This is a genomic window from Streptomyces sp. NPDC052012 (genome assembly GCF_040689265.1).
GTDB lineage: Bacteria > Actinomycetota > Actinomycetes > Streptomycetales > Streptomycetaceae > Streptomyces.
This window is the reverse complement of record NZ_JBFAXA010000031.1, coordinates 13,362-33,751: the sequence shown is the minus strand read 5'-3', so window position 1 is coordinate 33,751 and position 20,390 is coordinate 13,362. Positions and strand designations below refer to the sequence as shown.

Below are 20,390 nucleotides of genomic sequence, written 5' to 3'. Positions count from 1 at the left end.
TTTCTCGGCCTTGACTCGCAGCAGTGGCCGCTCGCCGCTTGCAGGCATCGCGCAGGTGGGGCGGCTTCGACCGTCGAGGGGAGACCAGGGACGCTGGCCAACCCGGAGTACGGCTACGGATGTACACCGACCTGCGGCCGGTTCCAGAGGAAGCCTCCTTACCGGAGCCTGCCATCGGGCAGCCGTGATCCGCCACCACGGGGGAAGTGACGGACCCCGCCTGCGTCCACGGTGACACACCCCGTCACCGGTGCGCACCTCGGTCTGCGTATGAAGTCGCCGCGCCAGAGCGCGACTTCCTTCGAGCGGGAGACCGGTCTCTGGACCGAAGCCTCACGCTCCGGCCAACGACGCACAGCGACCGGGGGGCAGAAGCCGGCCGCCGGCCGCCCGCCTGAGTCGAGGCGCAGACCACGACCGAGCGCGTGAACACCCCGCGATGCTGGTGCCGCTCGGCTGTCACCAGAGCGGTGAGCCCTCGAGGTGGTCGCGGATCCAGGACAGGCCGCCCAGGTCGAGGCGCTGGCGGGTGCGGGTGACGGCCACGTAGGCCAAGCGGGCTTCGGCGTCGTCGACGGGGTCGGGGGGCGTGGTGGTGTCTGTTTGGTCGTCGTTGTTGTCTTTGGCAGGGGCGAAGTCGTCTGCGATGAGCACGCGAGGCCATTCGCGTCCTTTCGCTTTGTGGGCGGTGGATACGGTGACCTGGGCGTACGCTTCGGGAGCCAGTTGGGTGACGGCGGTGAGGATGGCGTCTGTGCCGTGGGTGTCGACGAGGCTGACCAGCGGCTGCAGGTCTCGTCCAGCCGGGTCGTGAGCGGCGTAGTCCTGCAGATCTCCCCAGCAGGGGAAGAGGATCAGTTCCGGGTGGTGGGTGCGGCGGCCCTCTTTCAAGTCGCGGGCGGCGAGGGCCAGGGCGTGCAGGCTGTTTCCTCCTCCGGCCATGGCGACGTGGTGTCCGGCGGCCATGAGGCTCATGACCTGGGCCATGGCGCCGGCATTGGTACGGCACAGCACGGCGTCCGGCTGAGTGACCGGGCCGAGTTCGGTGGGGATGGCGGGGGTGCCGGTGAGGCGGATCGGGGCGTCGGCCAGGTGCAGCCAGCGGTTGGCTTCTTCGGCGAGGTCGGGGCCGAAGCGGAAGGACTGCGACAGGGCGAGTTGGGTGCCGTCGAAGCCGGTCATGACGTCTTTGGCGCCGCGCCAGTGGTAGATGGCTTGTGCGGAGTCGCCGACCATGACCAGTTGGGCGTGGTCACGCTGGGCGAGGAAGATCTGTTCGACGACGGGGTTGGTGTCCTGGGCTTCGTCCAGCAACAGGTAGTCGGCGTCGATGCGCGGCTGGGTGAGGGCCCAGATCTTGAGGTAGTGGTCGTGGTCGAAGCGGACCGTGCCGTCGCTCGGGTACTGCAGGTCGGTCCAGGCCTTGCGGGCGAACGGGACGACGTGGGCTGCGAGTTCGGCGTGGTGGTCGCTGTCTTCCAGGCCGCGCAGGCGCGGCACGTGGCGGCGGGTGATGGCTTCGTCGGCGGTGTGGCAGAAGCGGGTCACGGTGCGCAGGACGGCGTTGGACAGGGCACGTTGAGAGACCTCGCGGTCGCCGATGCGGACGGCTTTGGTGATGCCGAGGGCTTGTCCGGTTTGCCAGGCGGGGCGGCGGGGTGCGTGGAGGCGGTGGGTGTAGCGGTGGCCGATGGCTGCGTAGGCGAGTGCGTGGGCGGTCTTGCACAGGACGGTGCGCGGGAAGCGGGTGGTGGCGTCCTGTGCGATGGCCCGGTTGTAGGCGAGGTAGCGGCCGCGGCGTTTGGTGGCGTGGGCGAGCAGGGCCAGAGTGGTGGTCTTGCCGGTGCCGGCGCCGGCTTGCAGGGCTAGATGGTCGCCGGCCGTGAAGGCGTCGACTGCAGCCGTCTGTTCGTCGGTGGGCTTCATCGCGCGCTTTCGGGGAGTCGGGTGAGCACGTGACCGACGGCAGAGATGAAATTGGTAGGGGTGGTGTGGGCCAGCAGTCCGCGCATCGCCCGGTCGAGGCGGTCGATTTCCTGGCCGGTGTGTTCGGCCACGGCCCGGTGCACGGCCAGTTCGATGAGTCGTTCCGGGCTCTGCCCCTTGTGGCGGGCTTGGGCTGTGAGGGCGGCGTGCACGGTGGGCGGGAAGGCGAGGTTGAGCAGAACCTTGTGGTCGGCGTCTGGGTAGTGCGTCGTGATCACGTCGATAGGCAGTTGGTTCTCGAGTCGGTGGCGCAGTCGGCGTGCAGCCCGGTGGGGAGTCTTGGCGGGTACGAGGGCCATGAGGCGAGTGGCGTCGTGGTTGACGGCGAGTGGCAGTTTGCGCGCGACGCGGTGCAGGGCTGCCGGGGAGAGGGGGCGGGTGAGCGTGATCTCCAGGGCGTAATGCGGCATGGTCAGCCTCTGCTTCTGTGGGATGCCGACGGGTGCGGGAGGCTGGCGCGGACATGGGCGGCGTGCAGGAGGGGGTCGAAGACCTGCCAGCTGGCCAGGGTGAGATCGGAGGCGCTGTCAGAGGCGGCGTGCGTCGGGCAGCGCTGGGCACGCCAGCGCAGCTGCTCGGTGTGGGGCAAGTGGCTAAGGTCGTAGACGGCCATCAGCGTGCGGGGCAGGGCGGGTTGGCCGTGGTGGGGGCCGGTGGGCAGGAGCCTCCAGCGTCCGGCTGGCCGTTCGGGTGTCTGGACGGACTCGAGGCAGCGGTGGCGGTGCCGGGTCTGGGCCACACAGCGAATGGCGTCGAGGGGGCCCGCGGCGAGGTAGTAGACCAGCAGGATCTGCACGATCGGGTGGGCGGCGTCGGCGGCTGGAAGACTGCTGGTGGTCGGTGAGGTGGGGGTGAAGGCGCCGGTGTCGATCAGGCGACGGGTGCGGACGGCGAGTTGGCGGCGTGCAGCGTGAAGGTACGGGCTGAGCGGGCAGGTGGGGGTGCGGGCGGGACACAGGATGGCGTGCGAGACGTGGCACCAGGAGCTGCCGTCGCCGTGGGGGTGGGCGATGCCGCCGCTCAGGTGCCAGCGACAGGATGCGGGGATGTGGGCGGCGGTCAGCTCGGCGGGGTGCAGGGCGACGGGCCGCTGGTCGGTGCGCTGGTAGAGGTCGATGCGGTGTCCGCAGTGGCGGCAGCGGCTGCTGTGGCCGGTGCGTAGCAGGCGGCTGGGGCTGGTGGGGGCCACGCGCAGGGGGCGGGCGTACGGGGTGGTGCGGGGGCTGCCGTCCCAGGGGCAGCCCGCGGTGGAGGGGGTGGGGCGCATGGCCGGGACCGTGCCAGGTGACACGCGGCGGTGGGCAGCGTGTCGGGTGGTGTGTCCCGCTGTTGGCCCAGTGGGTTCGAACGCATGGACAGGGTGGGGTCGGAGGTTCGGTGTCTGCTCGTCGGTTCGGGTGATTTGCTACCGGGTGCGCACCGGGGCGGGGTGAAGGGTCAGGCGTCGGGCGTGCCGGGCGGGGTGTGGTTGTCGCAGAGGGTGCCGAGCAGGTGCTCGATCGGCACGTTGAAGGCGTGGGCGAGGGCGTGCCAGGTGGTGACGCTGCCGGTGGTGCGGCCGTGCTCGAGGTCGATGAGGGTGCGCCGGGCCAGGCCGCTGCGTTCGGCGAGCTCGTCGAAGGTCCAGCCGCGCTGGCCCCGCAGGCGCGTCAGCGTCAGGCGCAGCGCGGAGAGGTCGGGGTCGGGCGGCAAGATCGTCACTCCACCATCCGACGGTGCAGAGACCTGCCCTGTCAGTGCAGACTTCTGCACTATTTGCCGGGATGGGAGCGGCGTTCACGGTGCAGGAATCTGCACTACGGTGCGTCCGTCCCTGGCCTCCTGCCGCCGGGGCACCGACCATCGCGGCGCGGACAGTTGGGAGGACGACCAGCCGATGAGGCTTGCCGGCGCGCATGCCGCAGTGCGGCGTATCTGGACCGTGGAGCTGCGTCCGCAAACAGGCGGCCTCACGCTCGTCTGCCCCTCCTGCACCGCCCATACCTCTGCCATCAAGGCCTCCTCCGCGCGGTCAGCCGCCCTGGCGCATCTGGCCTGCCACGCCCGCGCCGACGCATTGCCGGCCTATCTGCGCAGCTGCCAGTGCCGAACGCAGGGCTGCGTGTGGCATCCGCGTCACCGCGGCTGCGCCGGGCCGGTGCTGCTCGCTCTCACCCGCGACCGCTGCGGCCGCTCCTGGCGGCTGGCCGACACCTGCTCAGCCTGCGCATCGGCGACCAGCAGTACCGCCGTCGTACCGGACACACTGCTCGGCCCGTCCCGCCCGCATCCCGCCACCTGCCCCCCGCCGGCTGCGCACGGCACGCTCCGCCACGGGCTCAAGGAGCGGGTGCGGGTGCGGGAAATGCTCACCTACCTCGGCACCGCGCTGCCCCGGTTCACCTCTCCTGCCGCCCGGCTGCTGGCCCTGCAGTGCGCCCTGCGCGCTGATACCCGGGGTCATGTCCGGCTGCGTACAGGGCTGTTGCGCGGTATGCGTCTGCGCGGGCACCGCGAGCTGTGGCAGGAACTGGCCCAGGCCGGCTGGCTGGAACTGCCGGACCTCCGGTCGGCGCCGTTGCGGCTGCGACTGCTCGATGCCACGGTGCTGGACCAGGTGCCTGGGCGGCGTGCCCGCTGCCGCGCGGCTCACTGGGCGCTGCACCCAACTCCGTTGGCGCTGCCGGCCGCAACGGCCGCCCTGCGGCTGACTGCCCTGGTACTGGCCGCACACACCTCGGGCCAAGCCGAAAATAGCGCCGACATGGACATCCTCACCCGTCTGTGCGGCCACTCAGCCCAGCAGACCGCAGAACTGCTCGACCGGCTGGTCGCCATGCGCGTACTGGCGGCCTGGCATCACAGCCAACACACGGACGAGGTGTTCTGGCAACCGTCCCCGCATCGCACGAGGGTGCCGCCTTCAGAAAGGCGACAGCGGTCGACCGTGCTGTAGCACTCCCGGGCAACTACCCCGGTTCGGGGATCACTCCGCATCACATCGATCCCTGCGGACTCCGTTGAATCGACCATATTCGGCGAGGGTTCAGCAGCACACTTCGCCAGCGGCGGCAGCTACTGCGGCCGCGAGCATGATTACGGCGGCGAAAGCGGCGGCTGCCTGCCTGAGGGCGGTGGGATAGCTGGCGCCGTCCAAGCGGGCCAGCTTGCCTGCGCCGGCGGCGCCCAGCACCGCGAGGACCAGCACGAGCATGGCGATGAGCAGAACGGCGGCGACTTCGGACACGGTAGGCCCCCTGTACACGGTGGGACGTTGACGTAGTCGAAGGTCGCGCCAGCGGTGTTCGCCGGGGTCCGCCCGGATGAAGATGAACGGTGGCGCACGCATGACAGTTGGGGGTGGGCACGTTGCACAGCGATCAGAGCAACCGCAAGCCGAGCAAGCCCAACGCGGCTCTGACCGAGCTGCGCATGCGGCTGAGCGATGGTTTGGCCGCCTCGGGTCTGGACAAAGCGCAGCTCGCCCGTCGTGCGAAGTTGGGGCGCACGACTGTGTCAGAGGCGTTCCAGCCCGGCGGCCCTGTGCCGTCTGCCAGGACGGTGGCAGTGCTCGCTCGTCATCTGGGGCTGCCGTTGGAGAAGTTGCTCGAGCTTCGACGGACTGCGGTGGCCCAGGAGGGCAACCCGGCCGTCGAGGACGAGTCACGACTGGGCAGGCCGATTACTCAGTGGGAGCCTCACGACCTGGAGGTCCATCCTGCCGGAGCCGCCGAGGACGGGTGCGGCTTGGGTGAGTCACCACAGCGGCTGCTGCCGGGCTACGTGCAGCGGGCTCATGACCGAGTCCTGGCGCAAGCAGTGCAGGACGCCAAGGCGGGCAGCAGCCGGATGCTTCTCCTGGTCGGCACCTCATCGACGGGCAAGACCCGAGCCTGCTGGGAAGCCGTCCAGCCGCTCGCGGATGAAGAGTGGCGGCTATGGCATCCCTTCGACCCGACTCGTGCCGAGGCCGCACTCGAAGACCTCGAACGTGTCCGCCCGCGGACGGTGCTGTGGCTGAACGAAGCCCAGCACTATCTTGGTGACGCCGAGACAGGCGAGCGGATCGCCGCGGCCCTCCACGCGCTGCTTACCAACCCAGACCAAGCACCTATCTTGGTCCTGGGGACCCTCTGGCCGGAGTACGAACGCCAGTACACAGTTCTGCCCAAGCCCGGCCAGCCGGACGCCCACAGCCGTGCGCGGGAACTCCTGGCCGGACGCACGCTCCTCGTTCCGGACACTTTCGACGCGGCGGCGCTGCGTGCCGCATCGGCCCTTGCCAAGGATGGCGACCAGCTGCTGGGGGACGCACTCACAAGAGCCAGCGCTCATGGACGGGTGACACAGGACCTGGCCGGTGCCCCCGAATTGATGCGCCGCTACCACCACGGCACGCCAGCAGCCCGAGCACTACTGGAAGCGGCGATGGACGCCCGCCGCCTCGGCGTCGGGCTGTACCTGCCGCAGACCTTCCTCACCGACGCAGCCATCGGCTACCTCGCTGACACGGACTACGCAGAACTGACCGACGACTGGACCGAAGCCGTGATCGCCGAACTCGCCCAGCCCGTCCACGGAAAACTGGCACCCCTGCGCCATGCCCCCGCCCGCCCCGCGCACGACCCGCCAGGAGCCCCACCAGCCACGCCGCCCAGCTCGGAAGCAGGGCCGGTTTTTCAGCTCGCCGACTACCTCGAACAGCACGGCCGCACCACCCGCCGATGGTTATGCCCGCCCGCTTCCTTCTGGAACGCCGCCCACCTACACCTCATCAATCCCAACTACCTCGACGAACTCGCCAAAGCGGCCCATGATCGCTATCGCCTCCAGTGGGCCCACCACCTCCACCACCGCGCCGCAGAGGCTGGCAGCACGAGAGCCCTGGCCTCCTTGGCCGAAATGCGAGAGGCAGCGGGTGATCCAAAAGGCGCCGAGGCGTTGGCCCAGCAAGCAGCCGAAGCCGGCAACCCAGATGCCCTGCTGAGCTTGGCCAAGATGCGGGAGAGCGCAGGGAATCGAGAGGGGGCCGAGGCTCTAGCGCGGCAGCTCGCCGACGCCGGCCACACCACCGCCCTGTTGAGCTGGGCCACGACTCGCAAGTGGATGGAGGATCGTAGCTTCGTCGAATCTCTCTACCGCCCGACCTTCGACACCGGCGGTCTGGGCGACCTGCTGCGCTGGGCCAGCTTGCTGAACTTAGTGAAGGAGCAGGAGGGCACCGAAGTTCTCCACAGCCGGGCCGTCGACGCTGACGCCCCGGGCGCCCGACTGGACCTAACCTGGCTGCGGGAACTAGCGAGAGATCGGGAGAGGGCCGAAGCCCTGGCCCGAAAGCTCGCCGACGCCGGCCACACCACCGCCCTGAAAGACCTAGCCCGGATGTGGGTGAGGGAAGGGGCTGCGGACGGGTATCGGATCGAAGTGTGGTGGCCGTATGGACTGAACCCCGATGGCACCCCCACACGGCCATGGCAGTAAGACGGTGTCCTATGTGGTGAGGCGGAGGAGTCGCTTGTAGCAGCAGATGGCTGCGGCGAGGCCGAGAGGCAGGTAGTTGCGGGGATCGCGTTCGTAGCGGGGGCTGAGTCGGCGGTAACCGGACAGCCAGGAGATCGTCCGCTCGATCACCCGACGACGGCGGCCCAGGCGTTCGCTGGACTCGATGCCTTTACAGGCGATGCGTACGCCGATGCGTTTGCGGCGTAACCATTTCCGCAGGTGAGGGGTGTCATACGCCTTATCGGTTGCAGGCGCTGAGGCTTGAAGTGGCGGCCGCGGTGGGGGTCGTGTCTCGTTTGGTGACCCTCGACCATGGGCTTCAGCGCTCGCTGTCGTGGGTGTTGACGGCCGAGACGCCGACGAGAAGGGACAGTCCGTTGCGGCATCGTGCCGGTCCGCTCCCGCTTTGGCCCCCGGCGCCCACGCCCAGCCAGGCTGCATGCGGACAAGGGCTACGACTTCGATCACCTGCGAGGTTGGCTGCGCCGTCGGCAGATCGTGCCGCGCATCGCCCGCCGCGGGGTGGAAAACGCCAACCGGCTGGGCCCGCACCGCTGGGTGGTCGAGCGGACGATGTCCTGGCTGAACGGGTGCCGTCAACTGCACCAATCGCTACGAGCGCAAGGCCAGCCACTTCCTCGCCTTCGTTGGCATCGCCAGTGTCCTGATCTGCTACCGGCGCCTTCGCCGATCGGGACATTCGTAGAGTTCCCAGCAGGATGCTAGGCAACAGGAGGTTGCAGGGATGCTCGTCTCGTGGACAGCAACGGACCCCGAATCGCGACAGTTCTCCGCGACTGAGCGAAGCTCCGACATTACGGATCTGACGGATCACTTCACCACACTGCGCTCGCGTGGTCAGGGGTATCTGGAAGTCCGCCTGCCGGGAGGCGAGTTTCCCCTGCTGACCTTGGGCTTCCTAGACGATCAAGCAGTCATCCATCTGTTCGACGCTGCTGAGAAGGCGTCCCTGCTCGCCGGCGATGGCACCGCCCCAGCGGATGCGGTCGTGCAAGTGCCGATCATGGACGACCTGGCCGTGTTCAGTGGCGACTGCGTCGTCGCTGTCGATCTCGCGTGGGCCCTCGTTCGCAACTTCCTCCAGACCAGGGCGTCTGGCGAGCTGGGTGAGTGGCGCGAGCTGTGACCCCGCCCCGATCACCAATCAAGACACCGTCTAGCCGCCGAGTGGCCCGCTACCTGGCAGGCATGGGGCCGCTTGCTAGTGGCTGTTGAGGTTGACGCGGGCGGGCGCGGGTGAAGCCCTGGATAGCCTCCTTCAGCCGCGCGAGGAGCTGAACTGAGGAACCTCCTGATCCGTCTCGTTTCGCGAGGCACTGCGCCGCGCCCCACGTCGCCCATGCAGTTGCGGCTGTTTGATGCCGCGGTCCTGGACCAGGTGCCCGGCCCGCCGCGCCGGCTGCTGCGCCGCGGGCTCTGCACCCCGCAACCCATGGTCCTGCCAGCAGCACGCCTCGCACGGCGACTGATTCCGCGGCATCGCCACCAGTTCCCGGCCAACGCCATGACGCGAGCGGAGCCACTAAATCCCACTCGTGGTCGCTGATTTGAAGACGAGCCCCAGTGTTGACGGTGCTGAGACAGGGCATGCTGCATTTGCCGCGGCCACTGATCGAGCGTTCCGGCAGGCGACGAAGTTGTGTACCAGCATCCTTCGCCCATGCGAGGACGTACCGGGCCGGATGGTTCAGCCACCGTTTTCCTCGGCTTCCTCAAGAGCCGGGCCTGCGGCGCCGATCTTGATGAGGCGTGAGGCGATTGCCCCGAGATTGCGGCCGAACTCGGTAGACAGCTCGGCCAGCGAGGCGCCCTCGGCGCAGCGGTCAGCCAGGTGCTCGTCGTCCTCACTCGTCCACCGCCTGTAGGCGTTGGGATGGACCTTTCGCTTTTCCTCCACGGTGTAGGCCTTGGGCGCGGGGAGTTTCGACGGAGCGGGAACGTCGTCGGCGGGGAAGGGTGTGAGCTTCAAATCCCAGAGCTGCCATCGCAGTGCCTTCTCGCTGCGCCCCAGCTTCTGGGCCAGTTCGGCGGGGTCGTCCCCGGCAAGGAAGCGCTCGCGCAAGTAGTCCCGGGCTTCCTGTGTCCATAGGTCGCCGGGGCCAGCGGCCTTGATACCGGCAGGGGCCGTGGCCTCCGGTACTGGTTCGGAAGGGGGGCGGGTTGCGGGGATGGCGGGTGGTGAAGGCGAGCGCCGTGGACCCCGGTCGGGTTCATAAGCGACCGGCATTCGCTCGCGGAAGCCGTTGAGCAGGCGGAGGTAGGCGTAGGTGTCAGCAAGGTCGGCGGTGATACGGCCGGCTTCCCAGGCAGCCATGGTCTCCGGCTCCTTGCCGAGGGCGTTGGCGACTTCTTCGATGGAGGCGCCCCACGCCTCGCGCAGGTGGCGCCGTTCGTCCGGATGCGGCAACTGAGGGGGACGAGGGCCTCGGTTGAGAAGGTCATCGATTGCGGTAAAGCGCTGGTCCATGTGTGACGTGCCCTGTTGCGTAAAGGACGGTTGTGCAGTGGCAGTGCCTGGTGGACAGTGGTGTCTGCAAGAAGTAAGAAAAAAAGGGGGGTGCTCCGGCAGCGCGCGAGATGCGCTGCCGGGCGAGGCAACTCGACCGCGCGGTATGACTATGCCTGGGCAGGCGTCGAGGCAGCCCGAACGGCAGGTAGGTGACTCCGCCAGTAACGAACCTGCGCTGATCGGCGCGGAAGGCCGCTCCGCTGCGCAGCCTGTCACCTTCTCGCTGGCTGCGATGTCGGCGCAGTGAACGATTCTGCATGTTCTACGGTGTTGTGAGCTGTGCAAATGCCTGCGAGAACAACGTCGCTCACCACACCTTCGAGGGACGGGCAGGGGCGTTGTGACGCCCGTGGTGACGTGGTCAGCCACCTGCAATGCCCTGCCGTGAGGCGAGAACCGTGGGACCAGGGGCCTTGAAAGCCGGGCAGGGAAATCCCTACTCCTATCGGGTGAAGTCCTCGTCGCGGATACGTGGGTGCGAAGACCCCAGGTACGGGCGGGTTTAGCAAGGTGAAAGGCCAGGGCCGCCACCTACGCCCGCTCAGTCAACTGGTGCTGCTTGCCCGAGCCTGCCTACTAAAGTCCCGCCCTACGATCACGAGGCCGATGCCCGAGAGGAGGGAAGCGTCGTGCAGCAGGTTCTGGAGCACATGCTTCCGCAGGCCGAGGAACTGGCCGCCGCGGACCAGGCGCAGTTGGACGCTGCCATGCGGCGCCTGGAGGCGGCGAAAGCCGAACTGGCGGCTGCCCAGGACACGGTGGACCTCACCTCCGGCATGGTGCGCAGCTCGAGCACTCTGCTGGCCACCATCAAAGAACAGCTCCAGCGTCAGCACACGGCAACCGAGCCGGCACGGGACCTTTCTGCCACCGTCGCGGAGAGCACCGCAACGACTCGGGGGCGTCCCGCCCAGCTCACCGTCGCCGGCGCCATCCGCGCCTTGTTGCAGGAACGCGGAGAGGCAACGTACGGCGAGATCACCGCGTACATCCAGCAGGTGCGGCCTGATGTGAAGATCAAGAACACCAGCCCTGAGCTGAGTCGGATGGTCAAGCGAGGTGAACTCGTGCGCCCCCGGGTCGGCTCCTACCAGCTGAGCAGTGACTCAAGGGCGGCCGACAGTTTCTGAAGCATGTAGCCCAGACATGCGCGAACACCGCCGGGACTTTGGGAAGGCCGACGGTGTTGCGGTGCGCATGGTTGGGCCTCACGCGCCCCGTCACTATACAGATAGTTGCGGTGAGGGCGCTCTGTGTCACTCCTAGGTATGAGAAGAGGCCTCACGCGAATGAACGCTGTTTTCCCCTCGTTCTTGTCTCCTCCAGTTCTCCCAGGCGTCCCCGGCCCAGGGGAGGGCTCGGCGGATTTCCTTCCTGTGTGGAGTGACTGCCCCGCTCCCAGTGATCGCGCCAGTCATCCGCAACAGTGGCGTATCGGCCAGGCTGCGGCCCGCCTCAGCGGTCCGGGGCACAGAATGATCGCCAGTGCGGATGTGGCCGCCGAGGTGCCGGTGGGAGCCGAGACCGTCGCCGAGGTGCTGCGTTTTCTGGCCTCGGTCGGGTTGTTCGAAGGTGCTCGCGGCAAGTACGCGGTGACCGGTATCGGCTGGGACATCGTCCGGCGGTGGCAAGAGGACCAGACGCAGGCGCGTCTCCTGCTGCAGGGGCAGTTTCTCCCGCACTGGTCGGCAGCAGCAGCTCGGCAGATTCTGAGTGATGGTCCTGTGGGGCAGGAGGTCCTCGCGCGCCGCCTCCACCAGAACCTCCCGGGGAAGCCACGGAGGGGGCAGTATCTTGTCGAGTGGCTGATGATGGCACTGCTCGTCTACCGGGACGAGGACATGAAGATCTCGCCCGCGCCGGCCCTCACCGCCGCGACCGGTATCGGGTATGCCGTCGCGGCGTCGCAGCAGGAGCCGAATGCCCTGCTGGGACTGACGAATCGGGAGTTGCGGGCGCTTTCCCCCTCCCGGTACTGCGCGGTGCTGGACGGCCTGACCCGGCTTCTGGAGCACACCGCCTGCTCTCCCTGACCTGAACAGGTCTGTGCGGTCGTCCACCGCGCCGCCACACACAGAGTGGGTCAGCACTCGCCTGCCTGTCCCGTTCCGGCCAGGGGATCTTCGCGCCCTGCCCGCCTTCCGCCGGCGGCAGGGTCCGCTCTTCTCGTTGCGGCCGTCAACTGCCGGATCCGCTCGAGTGGTGCCGTGCTCTGCTTTCCTTCCTGCTCGGCGATGGTGTGCTGCTGGCACGCGCGGGCCTGCACGGGCAGGTGGCTGCCACCCCCTGCCGAATTGCACCCCCTGCCGCCCGCCCTCACTCGGATTCCGCTACTCGCCTTACACCCGTTATGTCCCAGTCCTATTTCAGGAGTGATCTCTCATGTCCACCATGTCTGCGGGTCCGCGGCGCTCCCCCGGTGCGCTCGCGGAGTGGCCGCGTAGCCGGCGGGCCGACCCTGCTCGTATGACGGCGCGATTCGTGGGTGCCGACGGCACTAGGCACGAGATGCCGTGGCTGGAGGCGGGCCGGGAGTTTGCGCTGGAGACGTGTGTGCCGGTGCGGCGTTTCCCTGTGCTGCGCGGCCGACGCATCGCGCCGGGCTGGTGGTGGTCGGCGACGTCCGGCCGGTTCGTGCATTACGGCTTCGGGGCGATGCGCACCCAGGTGATGATGCTGGATCATGATCCGTCGGTGGTAGCGCTGGCCTGCCGTCCGGTGGAACTGCTGTGGCGCGGCCGCAGCGGTGCAGTCGTCGCGCACGCACCGCACCTGATGGCACGGCTGGCTGATGGCAGCGGCATCCTCGTGGACTGCGCCGCAGCTGGCGGCGCCAGTCGGAGGCTGGTCCGGCGAGCTGCGCACATGGAGTCGGCAGCGGAAGCCATCGGCTGGCACTACCGGCTGTTGGGCCCTCCCCCGCCTGTTGTTGCGGCCAATGTGCGCTGGCTGGCCGGTTACCGGCATCCGCGGTGCGGTGCGGGATGGCTGGACCGGATCGCGGAGTGCTTCGCCGTTCCCCGACCGCTGGCCGAGGGAGTGGCGCTTGTCGGGGATCCGATTGCGGCCTGGCCTCCGATCTTTCACGCATTGTGGACTACGGCACTGCATGCCTCGCTGGAACGACCCTTGCGTGACCGGACAGTGGCTGTCTGGCGTGCGGCTGCCGGGGCGGAGGAGCGGTGATCGGGACCTTTCGTCCGGAGCTGCGTGTGGGCGATACGGTCGCCTTTCAAGGGCGTGAGTGGAAGGTCGCCGGCCTGGGATCACTCGCGCCCGAGGTCACTACGCTGCTGTGCTGGTTGCTCGACGATGCCGGTACTCTCCTGCAGTTCCGCGTGACGGAGCTGCTGAAGGCGGAGGACTTCCAGGCGGCACACGGGCCCGGTCGGCTGCGGGCGCCGCAGCTGGGCCTGTTGCAGACAGTTCCTGAGCAGGAACGTCAGGACGCCCTGGCCTGGGAGCGCCATCTGAGAGAAGTGGAGTGGGGCCTGCCTTCACCTGGTGCGCACGGACCGGTCAGGGCGTGTTTCGATCCGTCGACGACCACGCTGGGCCAGCGCATCGACGCCAAGGCACAGCAGTTGCAGAGTCTGGGTTTCAAGGCCAGCGTGGCCACGGTGCGGCGGATGCGGGACCGTTACCGTGACGGCGGCGTGTGGGGGCTGGTTCCCAAGAAGCGTCAGGTGTCTGCGACTGGGCGGGCCGATGCCGCGCTGGTGGAAGTGATCCGGGCAGTGTTGCGGGAGGAGGAGTTCCGCTCCCGTTCTCGAGGGTGGAAGACCCGGCTGCGCAAGCAGGTTCAGTGGCGGGCCGAGGAGGAGGAGAAGCGCGGCGGGCCGCGCATCGTCGTGCCACCCACGTCCACCTTCAACAAGTTGGTGACGGCGCTGGAGGACAAGCGGCTGCGTGGCAAGAACATGGCGCAGCGCCGTTGGTGGTCGGCGCGCCCGAAACCACCGTTCCGGCGGACCATTGCGTTGCGGCCTGGTGAGATGGTGATGATGGACAGCACACCGCTGGATGTGCTGATCGTGCTGGAGGACGGCAGCCTGGCGCGGCCGGAGCTGACCATCGCGCTGGATGTGGCTACGCGCTCGGTGTGCGGGGCGGTTCTGCGAGTGGAGGGCACCGCATCCGTGGACGCTCTTGTGCTGCTGGCGCAGGCGGTGACGCCGCCACAGATGCGGCCGGGCTGGAGCGAGGCGTTGCGTCTGCAGCACTCGGTGATCCCCTATGAGCGGCTGGTCAGCGTGGACGAACGGTTCGCGGAGGCTGCGGCCCGGCCGGTGATCATGCCGGAAACGGTGATCGTCGACCAGGGCAAGGTCTTCGTCTCGGACGCCTTCCTGGCCGCCTGCGAAAGCCTGGGCATCTCCGTGCAGCCCGCGCCGCCCGGCAACGGCCCGGCCAAGGGGCACGTGGAGCGGACGCTGGGCTCCCTCAATTCCCTGTTCTGCCAGTACCTGCCGGGCTATACCGGCTCCCACGTCGGTGAACGGGGGCAGGACGTCGAGCAGGAGGCCAGCCTCAGCCTGCCCGAACTGCAGGAACTACTGGATGAGTTCCTGATGGTCGGCTGGCACAACCGCAAGCATGACAGCCTGCGCCATCCGCTGATGCCGAAGAGGACGCTAACCCCGAACGAGATGTGGGCGGCCCTGGTCGCAGTGGCCGGCTACGTGCCGGTGCCGTTGACCGCGGACGACTACGTGGAACTGCTGCCCGTGCGCTGGCAACCGATCACTGACTGCGGGATCCGATTCGACTTCCGCACCTACGACGGCCCCGTCCTCAACGGCTTTCGCGGCGAGGACTCCGGCGTCGTCGTCCGGCACGGGCTCTGGGAGGTCCACCACAATCCCTACGATCCGACCCGGATCTGGGTACGTCTACCGGACGGGTTCAAGGAAGTGCCCTGGATCCACGCCGGCGAGGTGAGTCTGCCCTTCACCCACTACACCTGGCGGCACATCCGCCGCGTGGTGGAACGCACCGGCAACGGCAGCTACGAAGAGCACGAAAAAGAGCTGACCCGGGCCCTTGATGACCTGCTGCGCAGGGTCTCGAGACGAGATGGCAGCGCCACTCGCCGGGAGCGGCGCGTGGTGGCCCGAGCGCACACGTCCCAGACGCTGGCTGCACCGCCCGCCACCCTTGACGTGCTCCAGTCCCCCACTCTCTCGTTCGGGCTGACCGGTGCGTTCGCGGCTTCCGACGAGGATGACGAGACCCTCCCGGACGAGGACGACGACTTCATCGGCGCGGACGACGAGCCGGCCGGCGACTTGGCCCTGTCCATCGAGCAGGCCAGCTCCTCGATCCGCAACGACATCACTGTGGAGGACGACCCGTGGCTGCAGTGACCGTGCTCGGCACCCCCGATGATGACGACGGCTTCTTCCAGCCGATCACGACGTGGCAGGGGCTTCACGCCTTCGTCAGCAGGCCCCGGCCCGAGGCGCCCCCGGCCGACGATCTGTGCTGGAGCCTTCCGGCGCTGCAGGACTACCATTCGCGGTTCGTGGTCGTGACGACCCCCGCCATGCGGGAAGTCTCTCTGCAGCTGCGCCGTCTGACGCTGCTCAACAAGCAGCAGCAGGGAACCGCTCGGCGCGGGCTGATCGTCTCCGGCCCTCCCGGAGCGGGAAAGTCGACCATCCTGATGGAGCTGGCGCGTGTCGCCCACCTCGCCGATCAGCGCCGCCACCCCGGCCAGAGTGACCGGCTGCCGGTCGCCTACGTGATGGTGCCTCCGTCCTACACCCCGAAAAACCTGGTATGCGAGTTCGCCCGCTTCCTAGGCATTCCTCTTCACAAGCGCATGAATCAGGCGCAGATCACCGACGCCGTCTGCCATGTGCTGTGCCAGCGGCGCACCCAACTGGTTTTCGTCGACGACGTGCACCTGCTCAATACCCGCTTCCGGACCGGCGCGGAGACGTCCGACCAGATCAAGCACCTGGCCGAGCGCATCCCCTCGACCTTCGTGCTGGCCGGTGTCGACGTGGAGACCTCGCCCCTGCTGGCCGGGGTGCGCGGGGAACAGCTCGCCGCCCGGTTCAAGCTGGTGCGAGCCACTCCCCTGCCCTACGGCACTGCGGCCGAGCAGGAAGCCTGGAGGCAGCTCGTCCGTGATCTCGAAACGGCGCTGCGGCTGCGTGCCCACCGGCCCGGCACCCTGGTGGGGCTGGCCGGCTATCTCCAGCGGCGTACCGGCGGTGTGATGGCCAGCCTGTCCCAGCTGGTACGCGAGGCGGCCCTGGCCTGCCTGGAGGACGGCAGCCACGCCATCACCAAGAAACATCTGGCCGAGGTCAGGCTCGACGTGCGGGCGACACGCGCGATGCGCCCGACGCGAAAACCTGACGTCAGGTGAGCCTCCCCGGCCCTAGCCCGCCTGGGCCGCCCCGCCTGCCACTGGCACGGCTCGGCGTCCTTGCGGGCAGCCGCCACCGGACCGTGCCAGACCGGCCTCGGCCTCGTCCGGCGCCCCCGTGCCCGGGGTGGGCGGGGATACGCCGTGCTCCTTGGGCCGGCACCGTCGTCTTTCGCATCACTCAGAAACGGAAGCCCCGCTCATGACCGGTGCTGCCACGGGAGTTCAGCGTGTCCGGCCCGTCAGTGGCGAGATGACCAGTTCCTGGCTCGCCCGGCTGGCCCACGCCTACGCACTGTCCGGCCAGGACCTGTTGCGCGGCATCCTGACCGGACCGGTCCCCCCGCAGATCACCGGTGTGCCTCGCACAGGTGCCGAACTGTTCCTCAACAGCCCAGCACGTATGGGCTTTTCCCGCTTCACCGGTATCCCCCCAGACCAACTCGGCGGACTGCTGCCCGAGTTCAGCCTCGCTCACGAACGGCTCACCGAAGCCGCCCCCGCCCGGGCAGCCTGGTACACACCCCGCCGCAGCTGGGTCGCCGCCTGCTCGGCCTGCACCGCGCGCTCCGGATCCGGCAGGCATCCGGTCCTGGTGTATCCCGGGCGGATCGGGCACATCTGCCCGCGTCACAAGCGCTGGCTGCTGGCAGGGCTGCGGCACTCGCCCGCTGTCGATCTCACCCGGCTGCCCGAAGTACTCAAGGCCCATCACCAGCACACCACCGTCGTCCAGCGCTACCCGGATGCGGATGCCGTCGTCGGCCACGCTGCAGCCGTCGTGTGGTCATGGCAGATACAAGGTTGGGCGCAGGAGACCGTCTGGGCGCGGCGCACTCGGATTCTGGCCGATCTCCTGGACTGCGAGGTGCCGGTGGTTGCCGCGCATCCACTGATCACCTACCCCGAGACCGTCACGGTGGCGCGTCTCCTCGGCTGCCCGCGCCGGCAGCGGCAGCTTGCCGCCACAGCCGCCGCCCGTGGTCTTCAGGCCGCTGCCGATACGCTCTACGCCGAACTCTCCCGATGCACCGGACGGCCGTGGCTGGCGGACTGGCTGGCTGCATGCACCCGCATGGGCCCTCCTGGCCGGAGCCGGGACGCCGTCGATCCCCTGCAGTGCTGGCTCCAGGCGCTGGTGCATCCCGCCGCCGGTCCCGGCCGGCGACCGGGCCTTTGGGCAGTGCCGCCAGGCGTTCAGCGGCCGGTGCACTACACCGACCGCAGCAGTTTTCTGTGCCCCTTCCCCGCCCGGAGCATCGCGGAGCAGGCCCGGCAACGGGCGCTGACCGGTGGCTGGCAGCCCCCGTCCGCGCCGTGCCCATCCGGCAGGTCGGCGGTGTGACGGAACCCACCGTCGGCTGCTCAACGTTGCCAGCGCAGCCGCGACGCCATACCTCCGCTTCAGGTGAATCGGTCCCCGCTGGGGCGCCCGCGGGTTTGCGCATCCGCGGCCGGGCAGCCAGGCCATCAGCAGCAGAACAGCTGTGGCCGTTACCAACCAGGGATTACGTCTCACCCAGAGGGCAACAGGCAGCACTCGAAGCGCTGTACAGAATCCGTGCGGTTCAGCGGCACCACCTGGCGGACCATTCTCGGGTTCAGGAGCCCGGGTCGGTGGTTCGGGTGCGCACCGCTGTCGGCGTGCTCGTCTATGTGCAGAGCTGCGTACGGATGAACGTGCAGAGCAAGGTGACCTGTGAAGCGCGAGCGTCGTGGTTCGAGATGATGGGGCGGTGTCTCTTCGCTATTTCAATCAGACCGGCTGGACCGCGATCTTCAATGGCACCGACACCGAGATCGGCCGCATGGTGCGTGTGGAGGGCTGGGACCAGACGACTGGGACGGCCCTGGTTGTCGACCCCAAGCGTGGTGCTCTGCGTGCGGTGACGGACTAGGAGGACTTCTCCCACCTGGAGCGGGCCGACCAGGTGGTGGCCGCCGTGCCTGGTGGAGGGTGGCGGGTGCACTGGAAGGACGAGGGCCCAGGGGGAACGCCACTGACGGAACAGGTCCTGGCCTGGCTCATCACGTCGCAGGGGCGGGCGACGGCCATCACGGTCGATGCTCAGGGGCATGTCGAGGATGCTGATGGTGCCGACGCCTTCATCCCGCCGGGCGAGGATCCGGTGTCCTGATCGCAGCTGGTCAGGCCACGTCGTTCTCTCGCTCGATGGCCTTGAGGCGGTTCTTGAGCCGGTAGCTGGGGCCATTGATGGAGATCACTTCGCAGTGGTGGAGGAGGCGGTCGAGGATCGCCGTGGCGAGGACCTCGTCGCCGAATACCTGGCCCCACTCGCTGAAGGTCTTCTTCGAGGTCAGGGTGATCGAGCCCTTCTCGTAGCGCTTGGAGATGACCTGGAAGACCAAGTTCGCCTCCGCGCGTTCGAGGGGCTGGCAGCCGACCTCGTCGACCACGAGAACGCCGGGCCGCAGGTAGGTGCCGAGCTTGTTCGTCAGCCGTCCGGCGGTCTCGGGACGCCGCCGAAGTGCGCGAACGCGCGGCGGTGACTGTCGAAGAACGTCTGAAGGTCCTGGCTGGTGGTGAAGCAGCAGAACGGGTCGCGCGAGTACGACAGCGTCATGTGGAAGGAGTAGACCTTCGGGATGCCCATGTGGGCGAGATCTTTCCCTCGTCGCCCCAGTCCACCTGGGCCTGGGCGCCGGGGATCACCTCAAAGCGGCGGTGCATGCCCGCCAGCTCATTCGGCGTGATGCCAAGTTCCTCGGCGATCCGGGGCCGGGCTTCCTGAACGTAGAGCTTGGTCCGCTGGTAGTTGCCGGTGAACCCGTACTCCTGGGCGAGCCGCTCGTGGATCACAGCGGCCTTCATCAGGATCTCCGCCCGCAGCATCGAGTCGACCAGCGGCGCGAACTCGTCGATCACCCTCGCCCGTGACCTGCCGTTCGGTGACCGGCGCGGAGGCGATGCGGGTCCGTCGGCTGCCAGGTACTTGCTGACCGTCCGCCAGTTCAGGCCCGTCTCCTTGGCAACCTCGGTCAGGCTCATCGCTCCGGACTCGACCAGGCCACGAAAACGCCGTAGTTCCAGCCAGCGCTGCGGATCCAGGACCACGGCCACCCCATCTCTGCGACCTCGACCAACAGGCAGCAGAGTGCCGAACCCTGAACCTCAGCACATCAGGAACCCTGCACGTTCATCCGTACGCGACCCTGCACGTTCACGTGTACGCCGACAACCGCACCGTTAGTGATCATGATGGTGCGGTTGGACCAGGCGGTGTGGCAGTGGTCACCGTCTTGATCCAGCCGCTCGGGGCGTCGGAACGCCGACGGCGGCGCCCCGAAGCTCCGCAGAACTCACACGTGGTTGTGGACCGTGCCTCGGCCACGGCGATATGAACGTGGGTATCGGGGCTTGTGGCCCCTGAGGCTGCGACGACCTCGATCCGGCACGTACCGAGCCTTTCCTTCAGGTTGGCGACACGGTAGCCCGGTTGCCCGGTCAGGAAGCCGCGTTCGAGCCAGCTCACAGACACACACTCAGCACAGCACCAGAAAACTACCAATCAGTAACTTCCAAGAGAGCCGCAACAACCGCCGCAAGGCGGAGCAGGCAACTGTGCTGACCAGCAAGACCGACCGTCTCGACGGCTGGTACTTTCATCACTTGGGCCATTCCCCCACGCCGGCCAAACCTGCCATACTCGCCAATCGCTCCGTAGTGGCCCTGGTCGACGAGCTCGCCACGGTGGGCGGATCAGGGTGGCTCTCCACCGGGGTCACCCTGCTTGGCGGGGCGGCTAAGGCCTAACGGCACACGGCATGACCGCCCCGAACCTCTGCACGCTGACGGCAAAGGACGGCCGTCCTCACACCGTGTCCGTCACAGCTGGCGCCAACCGGATCAACGGCCCGATCTGGCACAGCCTGCCCGATCCATCCAGCAAAACCCGCCACACGCAGCTGCGCCGGCATCTGTGGGCGAAGAAGCATCAAACGCAAGCGGCCCGCGCCACCGGCCAGCTCATCGACGCCGCCAGCGGCACGCTG

General features: G+C 68.3%; 19 protein-coding genes and 4 pseudogenes. 14 read left to right on the top strand and 9 right to left on the bottom strand.

Annotated elements, in window-relative coordinates; genetic code table 11:
* Positions 1-23: 23 nt before the first annotated feature.
* Entirely contained in the window at positions 24-188 is a 165-nt protein-coding gene (locus AB0412_RS32160; RefSeq protein ID WP_366406127.1) for a DUF6207 family protein, read from the top strand.
* A gap of 271 nt (positions 189-459) precedes the next feature.
* On the opposite strand, the gene AB0412_RS32155 is transcribed toward AB0412_RS32160, so the two are convergent.
* From AB0412_RS32155 to AB0412_RS32140, 4 genes are all read right to left on the bottom strand, one after another.
* Positions 460-1,926 carry a UvrD-helicase domain-containing protein gene (locus AB0412_RS32155; protein ID WP_366406126.1) on the bottom strand — a complete coding sequence of 489 codons (1,467 nt, stop codon included), beginning with the start codon at positions 1,924-1,926 and terminating at the stop codon, positions 460-462.
* A complete protein-coding gene (locus AB0412_RS32150; protein WP_366406125.1) occupies positions 1,923-2,396 on the bottom strand; it encodes a hypothetical protein in 474 nt (157 codons plus the stop codon). Before AB0412_RS32150 ends, AB0412_RS32155 begins: the two co-directional genes overlap by 4 nt.
* A gap of 2 nt (positions 2,397-2,398) precedes the next feature.
* Positions 2,399-3,253 carry a DUF6083 domain-containing protein gene (locus tag AB0412_RS32145; RefSeq protein ID WP_366406124.1) on the bottom strand — a complete coding sequence of 285 codons (855 nt, stop codon included), beginning with the start codon at positions 3,251-3,253 and terminating at the stop codon, positions 2,399-2,401.
* 170 nt (positions 3,254-3,423) lie between these two features.
* The gene (locus AB0412_RS32140; RefSeq protein ID WP_366406123.1) at positions 3,424-3,687 is read right to left on the bottom strand and encodes a helix-turn-helix transcriptional regulator; all 264 of its coding nucleotides are present in this window, start codon (positions 3,685-3,687) and stop codon (positions 3,424-3,426) included.
* A gap of 175 nt (positions 3,688-3,862) precedes the next feature.
* On the opposite strand from AB0412_RS32140, the gene AB0412_RS32135 reads away from it, so the two are divergent.
* Positions 3,863-4,921, top strand: coding sequence for a hypothetical protein (locus AB0412_RS32135; RefSeq protein WP_366406122.1), 1,059 nt, complete (start codon positions 3,863-3,865; stop codon positions 4,919-4,921).
* A 90-nt stretch (positions 4,922-5,011) separates the two neighbouring features.
* Here AB0412_RS32135 and AB0412_RS32130 read toward each other — a convergent pair whose 3' ends face one another.
* On the bottom strand, positions 5,012-5,212 hold the full coding sequence (locus AB0412_RS32130) for a hypothetical protein (RefSeq protein WP_366406121.1): 201 nt from the start codon (positions 5,210-5,212) through the stop codon (positions 5,012-5,014).
* Between the two features lie 122 nt (positions 5,213-5,334).
* Here AB0412_RS32130 and AB0412_RS32125 point away from each other — a divergent pair, with 122 nt between their 5' ends.
* Positions 5,335-7,446, top strand: coding sequence for a helix-turn-helix transcriptional regulator (locus AB0412_RS32125; RefSeq protein ID WP_366406120.1), 2,112 nt, complete (start codon positions 5,335-5,337; stop codon positions 7,444-7,446).
* Between the two features lie 9 nt (positions 7,447-7,455).
* On the opposite strand, the pseudogene AB0412_RS32120 reads toward AB0412_RS32125, so the two are convergent.
* Positions 7,456-7,650: pseudogene (locus AB0412_RS32120) on the bottom strand (IS5/IS1182 family transposase); the annotation flags it as partial.
* 234 nt (positions 7,651-7,884) lie between these two features.
* Between AB0412_RS32120 and AB0412_RS32115 the strand changes: the two are divergent.
* Together AB0412_RS32115 and AB0412_RS32110 are read left to right on the top strand one after the other, a co-directional pair.
* Positions 7,885-8,173, top strand: a pseudogene (locus tag AB0412_RS32115) (transposase); the annotation flags it as partial.
* Positions 8,174-8,212: 39 nt separating this feature from the next.
* Entirely contained in the window at positions 8,213-8,614 is a 402-nt protein-coding gene (locus tag AB0412_RS32110) for a hypothetical protein (RefSeq protein WP_366406119.1), read from the top strand.
* Between the two features lie 561 nt (positions 8,615-9,175).
* On the opposite strand, the gene AB0412_RS32105 is transcribed toward AB0412_RS32110, so the two are convergent.
* Positions 9,176-9,955 (bottom strand): hypothetical protein, encoded by a 780-nt coding sequence (locus AB0412_RS32105; RefSeq protein ID WP_366406118.1) that lies wholly within the window; start codon positions 9,953-9,955, stop codon positions 9,176-9,178.
* A 671-nt stretch (positions 9,956-10,626) separates the two neighbouring features.
* Between AB0412_RS32105 and AB0412_RS32100 the strand changes: the two genes are divergently transcribed.
* From AB0412_RS32100 to AB0412_RS32065, 8 genes are all read left to right on the top strand, one after another.
* Positions 10,627-11,127: a hypothetical protein gene (locus AB0412_RS32100; RefSeq protein WP_366406117.1), complete on the top strand. Its 501-nt coding sequence runs from the start codon at positions 10,627-10,629 to the stop codon at positions 11,125-11,127.
* A 345-nt stretch (positions 11,128-11,472) separates the two neighbouring features.
* Complete coding sequence (locus AB0412_RS32095; RefSeq protein WP_366406116.1) at positions 11,473-12,030, top strand: hypothetical protein; 558 nt, start codon at positions 11,473-11,475, stop codon at positions 12,028-12,030.
* A 433-nt stretch (positions 12,031-12,463) separates the two neighbouring features.
* Positions 12,464-13,183, top strand: coding sequence for a TnsA-like heteromeric transposase endonuclease subunit (locus tag AB0412_RS32090; protein ID WP_366406115.1), 720 nt, complete (start codon positions 12,464-12,466; stop codon positions 13,181-13,183).
* The gene (locus AB0412_RS32085) at positions 13,180-15,363 is read left to right on the top strand and encodes a transposase (protein WP_366406114.1); all 2,184 of its coding nucleotides are present in this window, start codon (positions 13,180-13,182) and stop codon (positions 15,361-15,363) included. Before AB0412_RS32090 ends, AB0412_RS32085 begins: the two co-directional genes overlap by 4 nt.
* Positions 15,351-16,376, top strand: a complete 1,026-nt coding sequence (locus AB0412_RS32080; protein ID WP_366406113.1) for an ATP-binding protein — start codon at positions 15,351-15,353, stop codon at positions 16,374-16,376. The genes AB0412_RS32085 and AB0412_RS32080 overlap by 13 nt, the downstream gene beginning before the upstream one ends.
* Positions 16,377-16,578: 202 nt before the next feature.
* A complete protein-coding gene (locus AB0412_RS32075) occupies positions 16,579-17,721 on the top strand; it encodes a TniQ family protein (protein WP_366406112.1) in 1,143 nt (380 codons plus the stop codon).
* Between the two features lie 391 nt (positions 17,722-18,112).
* Positions 18,113-18,274, top strand: coding sequence for a hypothetical protein (locus AB0412_RS32070; RefSeq protein ID WP_366406111.1), 162 nt, complete (start codon positions 18,113-18,115; stop codon positions 18,272-18,274).
* Positions 18,275-18,340: 66 nt separating this feature from the next.
* On the top strand, positions 18,341-18,514 hold the full coding sequence (locus tag AB0412_RS32065) for a hypothetical protein (RefSeq protein ID WP_366406110.1): 174 nt from the start codon (positions 18,341-18,343) through the stop codon (positions 18,512-18,514).
* 10 nt (positions 18,515-18,524) lie between these two features.
* Here AB0412_RS32065 and AB0412_RS32060 read toward each other — a convergent pair.
* Positions 18,525-18,851 (bottom strand): annotated as a pseudogene (locus AB0412_RS32060) (ATP-binding protein); the annotation flags it as partial.
* Positions 18,851-19,452, bottom strand: a pseudogene (locus AB0412_RS32055) (IS21 family transposase); the annotation flags it as partial. The pseudogenes AB0412_RS32060 and AB0412_RS32055, both read right to left, overlap by 1 nt.
* A gap of 710 nt (positions 19,453-20,162) precedes the next feature.
* On the opposite strand from AB0412_RS32055, the gene AB0412_RS32050 reads away from it, so the two are divergent.
* Positions 20,163-20,390 (top strand): hypothetical protein (locus tag AB0412_RS32050; protein WP_366406109.1); only part of this gene is annotated, 228 nt, incomplete at its 3' end.

Excerpts from the sequence above, each read along its gene's own strand:
- AB0412_RS32155 (WP_366406126.1), bottom strand. The coding sequence starts at position 1,926 with ATGAAGCCCACCGACGAACAGACGGCTGCAGTCGACGCCTTCACGGCC.
- AB0412_RS32095 (WP_366406116.1), top strand. The coding sequence starts at position 11,473 with ATGATCGCCAGTGCGGATGTGGCCGCCGAGGTGCCGGTGGGAGCCGAG.
- AB0412_RS32145 (WP_366406124.1), bottom strand. The coding sequence starts at position 3,253 with ATGCGCCCCACCCCCTCCACCGCGGGCTGCCCCTGGGACGGCAGCCCC.
- AB0412_RS32105 (WP_366406118.1), bottom strand. The coding sequence starts at position 9,955 with ATGGACCAGCGCTTTACCGCAATCGATGACCTTCTCAACCGAGGCCCT.
- AB0412_RS32135 (WP_366406122.1), top strand. The coding sequence starts at position 3,863 with ATGAGGCTTGCCGGCGCGCATGCCGCAGTGCGGCGTATCTGGACCGTG.
- AB0412_RS32150 (WP_366406125.1), bottom strand. The coding sequence starts at position 2,396 with ATGCCGCATTACGCCCTGGAGATCACGCTCACCCGCCCCCTCTCCCCG.
- AB0412_RS32110 (WP_366406119.1), top strand. The coding sequence starts at position 8,213 with ATGCTCGTCTCGTGGACAGCAACGGACCCCGAATCGCGACAGTTCTCC.
- AB0412_RS32075 (WP_366406112.1), top strand. The coding sequence starts at position 16,579 with ATGACCGGTGCTGCCACGGGAGTTCAGCGTGTCCGGCCCGTCAGTGGC.
- AB0412_RS32090 (WP_366406115.1), top strand. The coding sequence starts at position 12,464 with ATGACGGCGCGATTCGTGGGTGCCGACGGCACTAGGCACGAGATGCCG.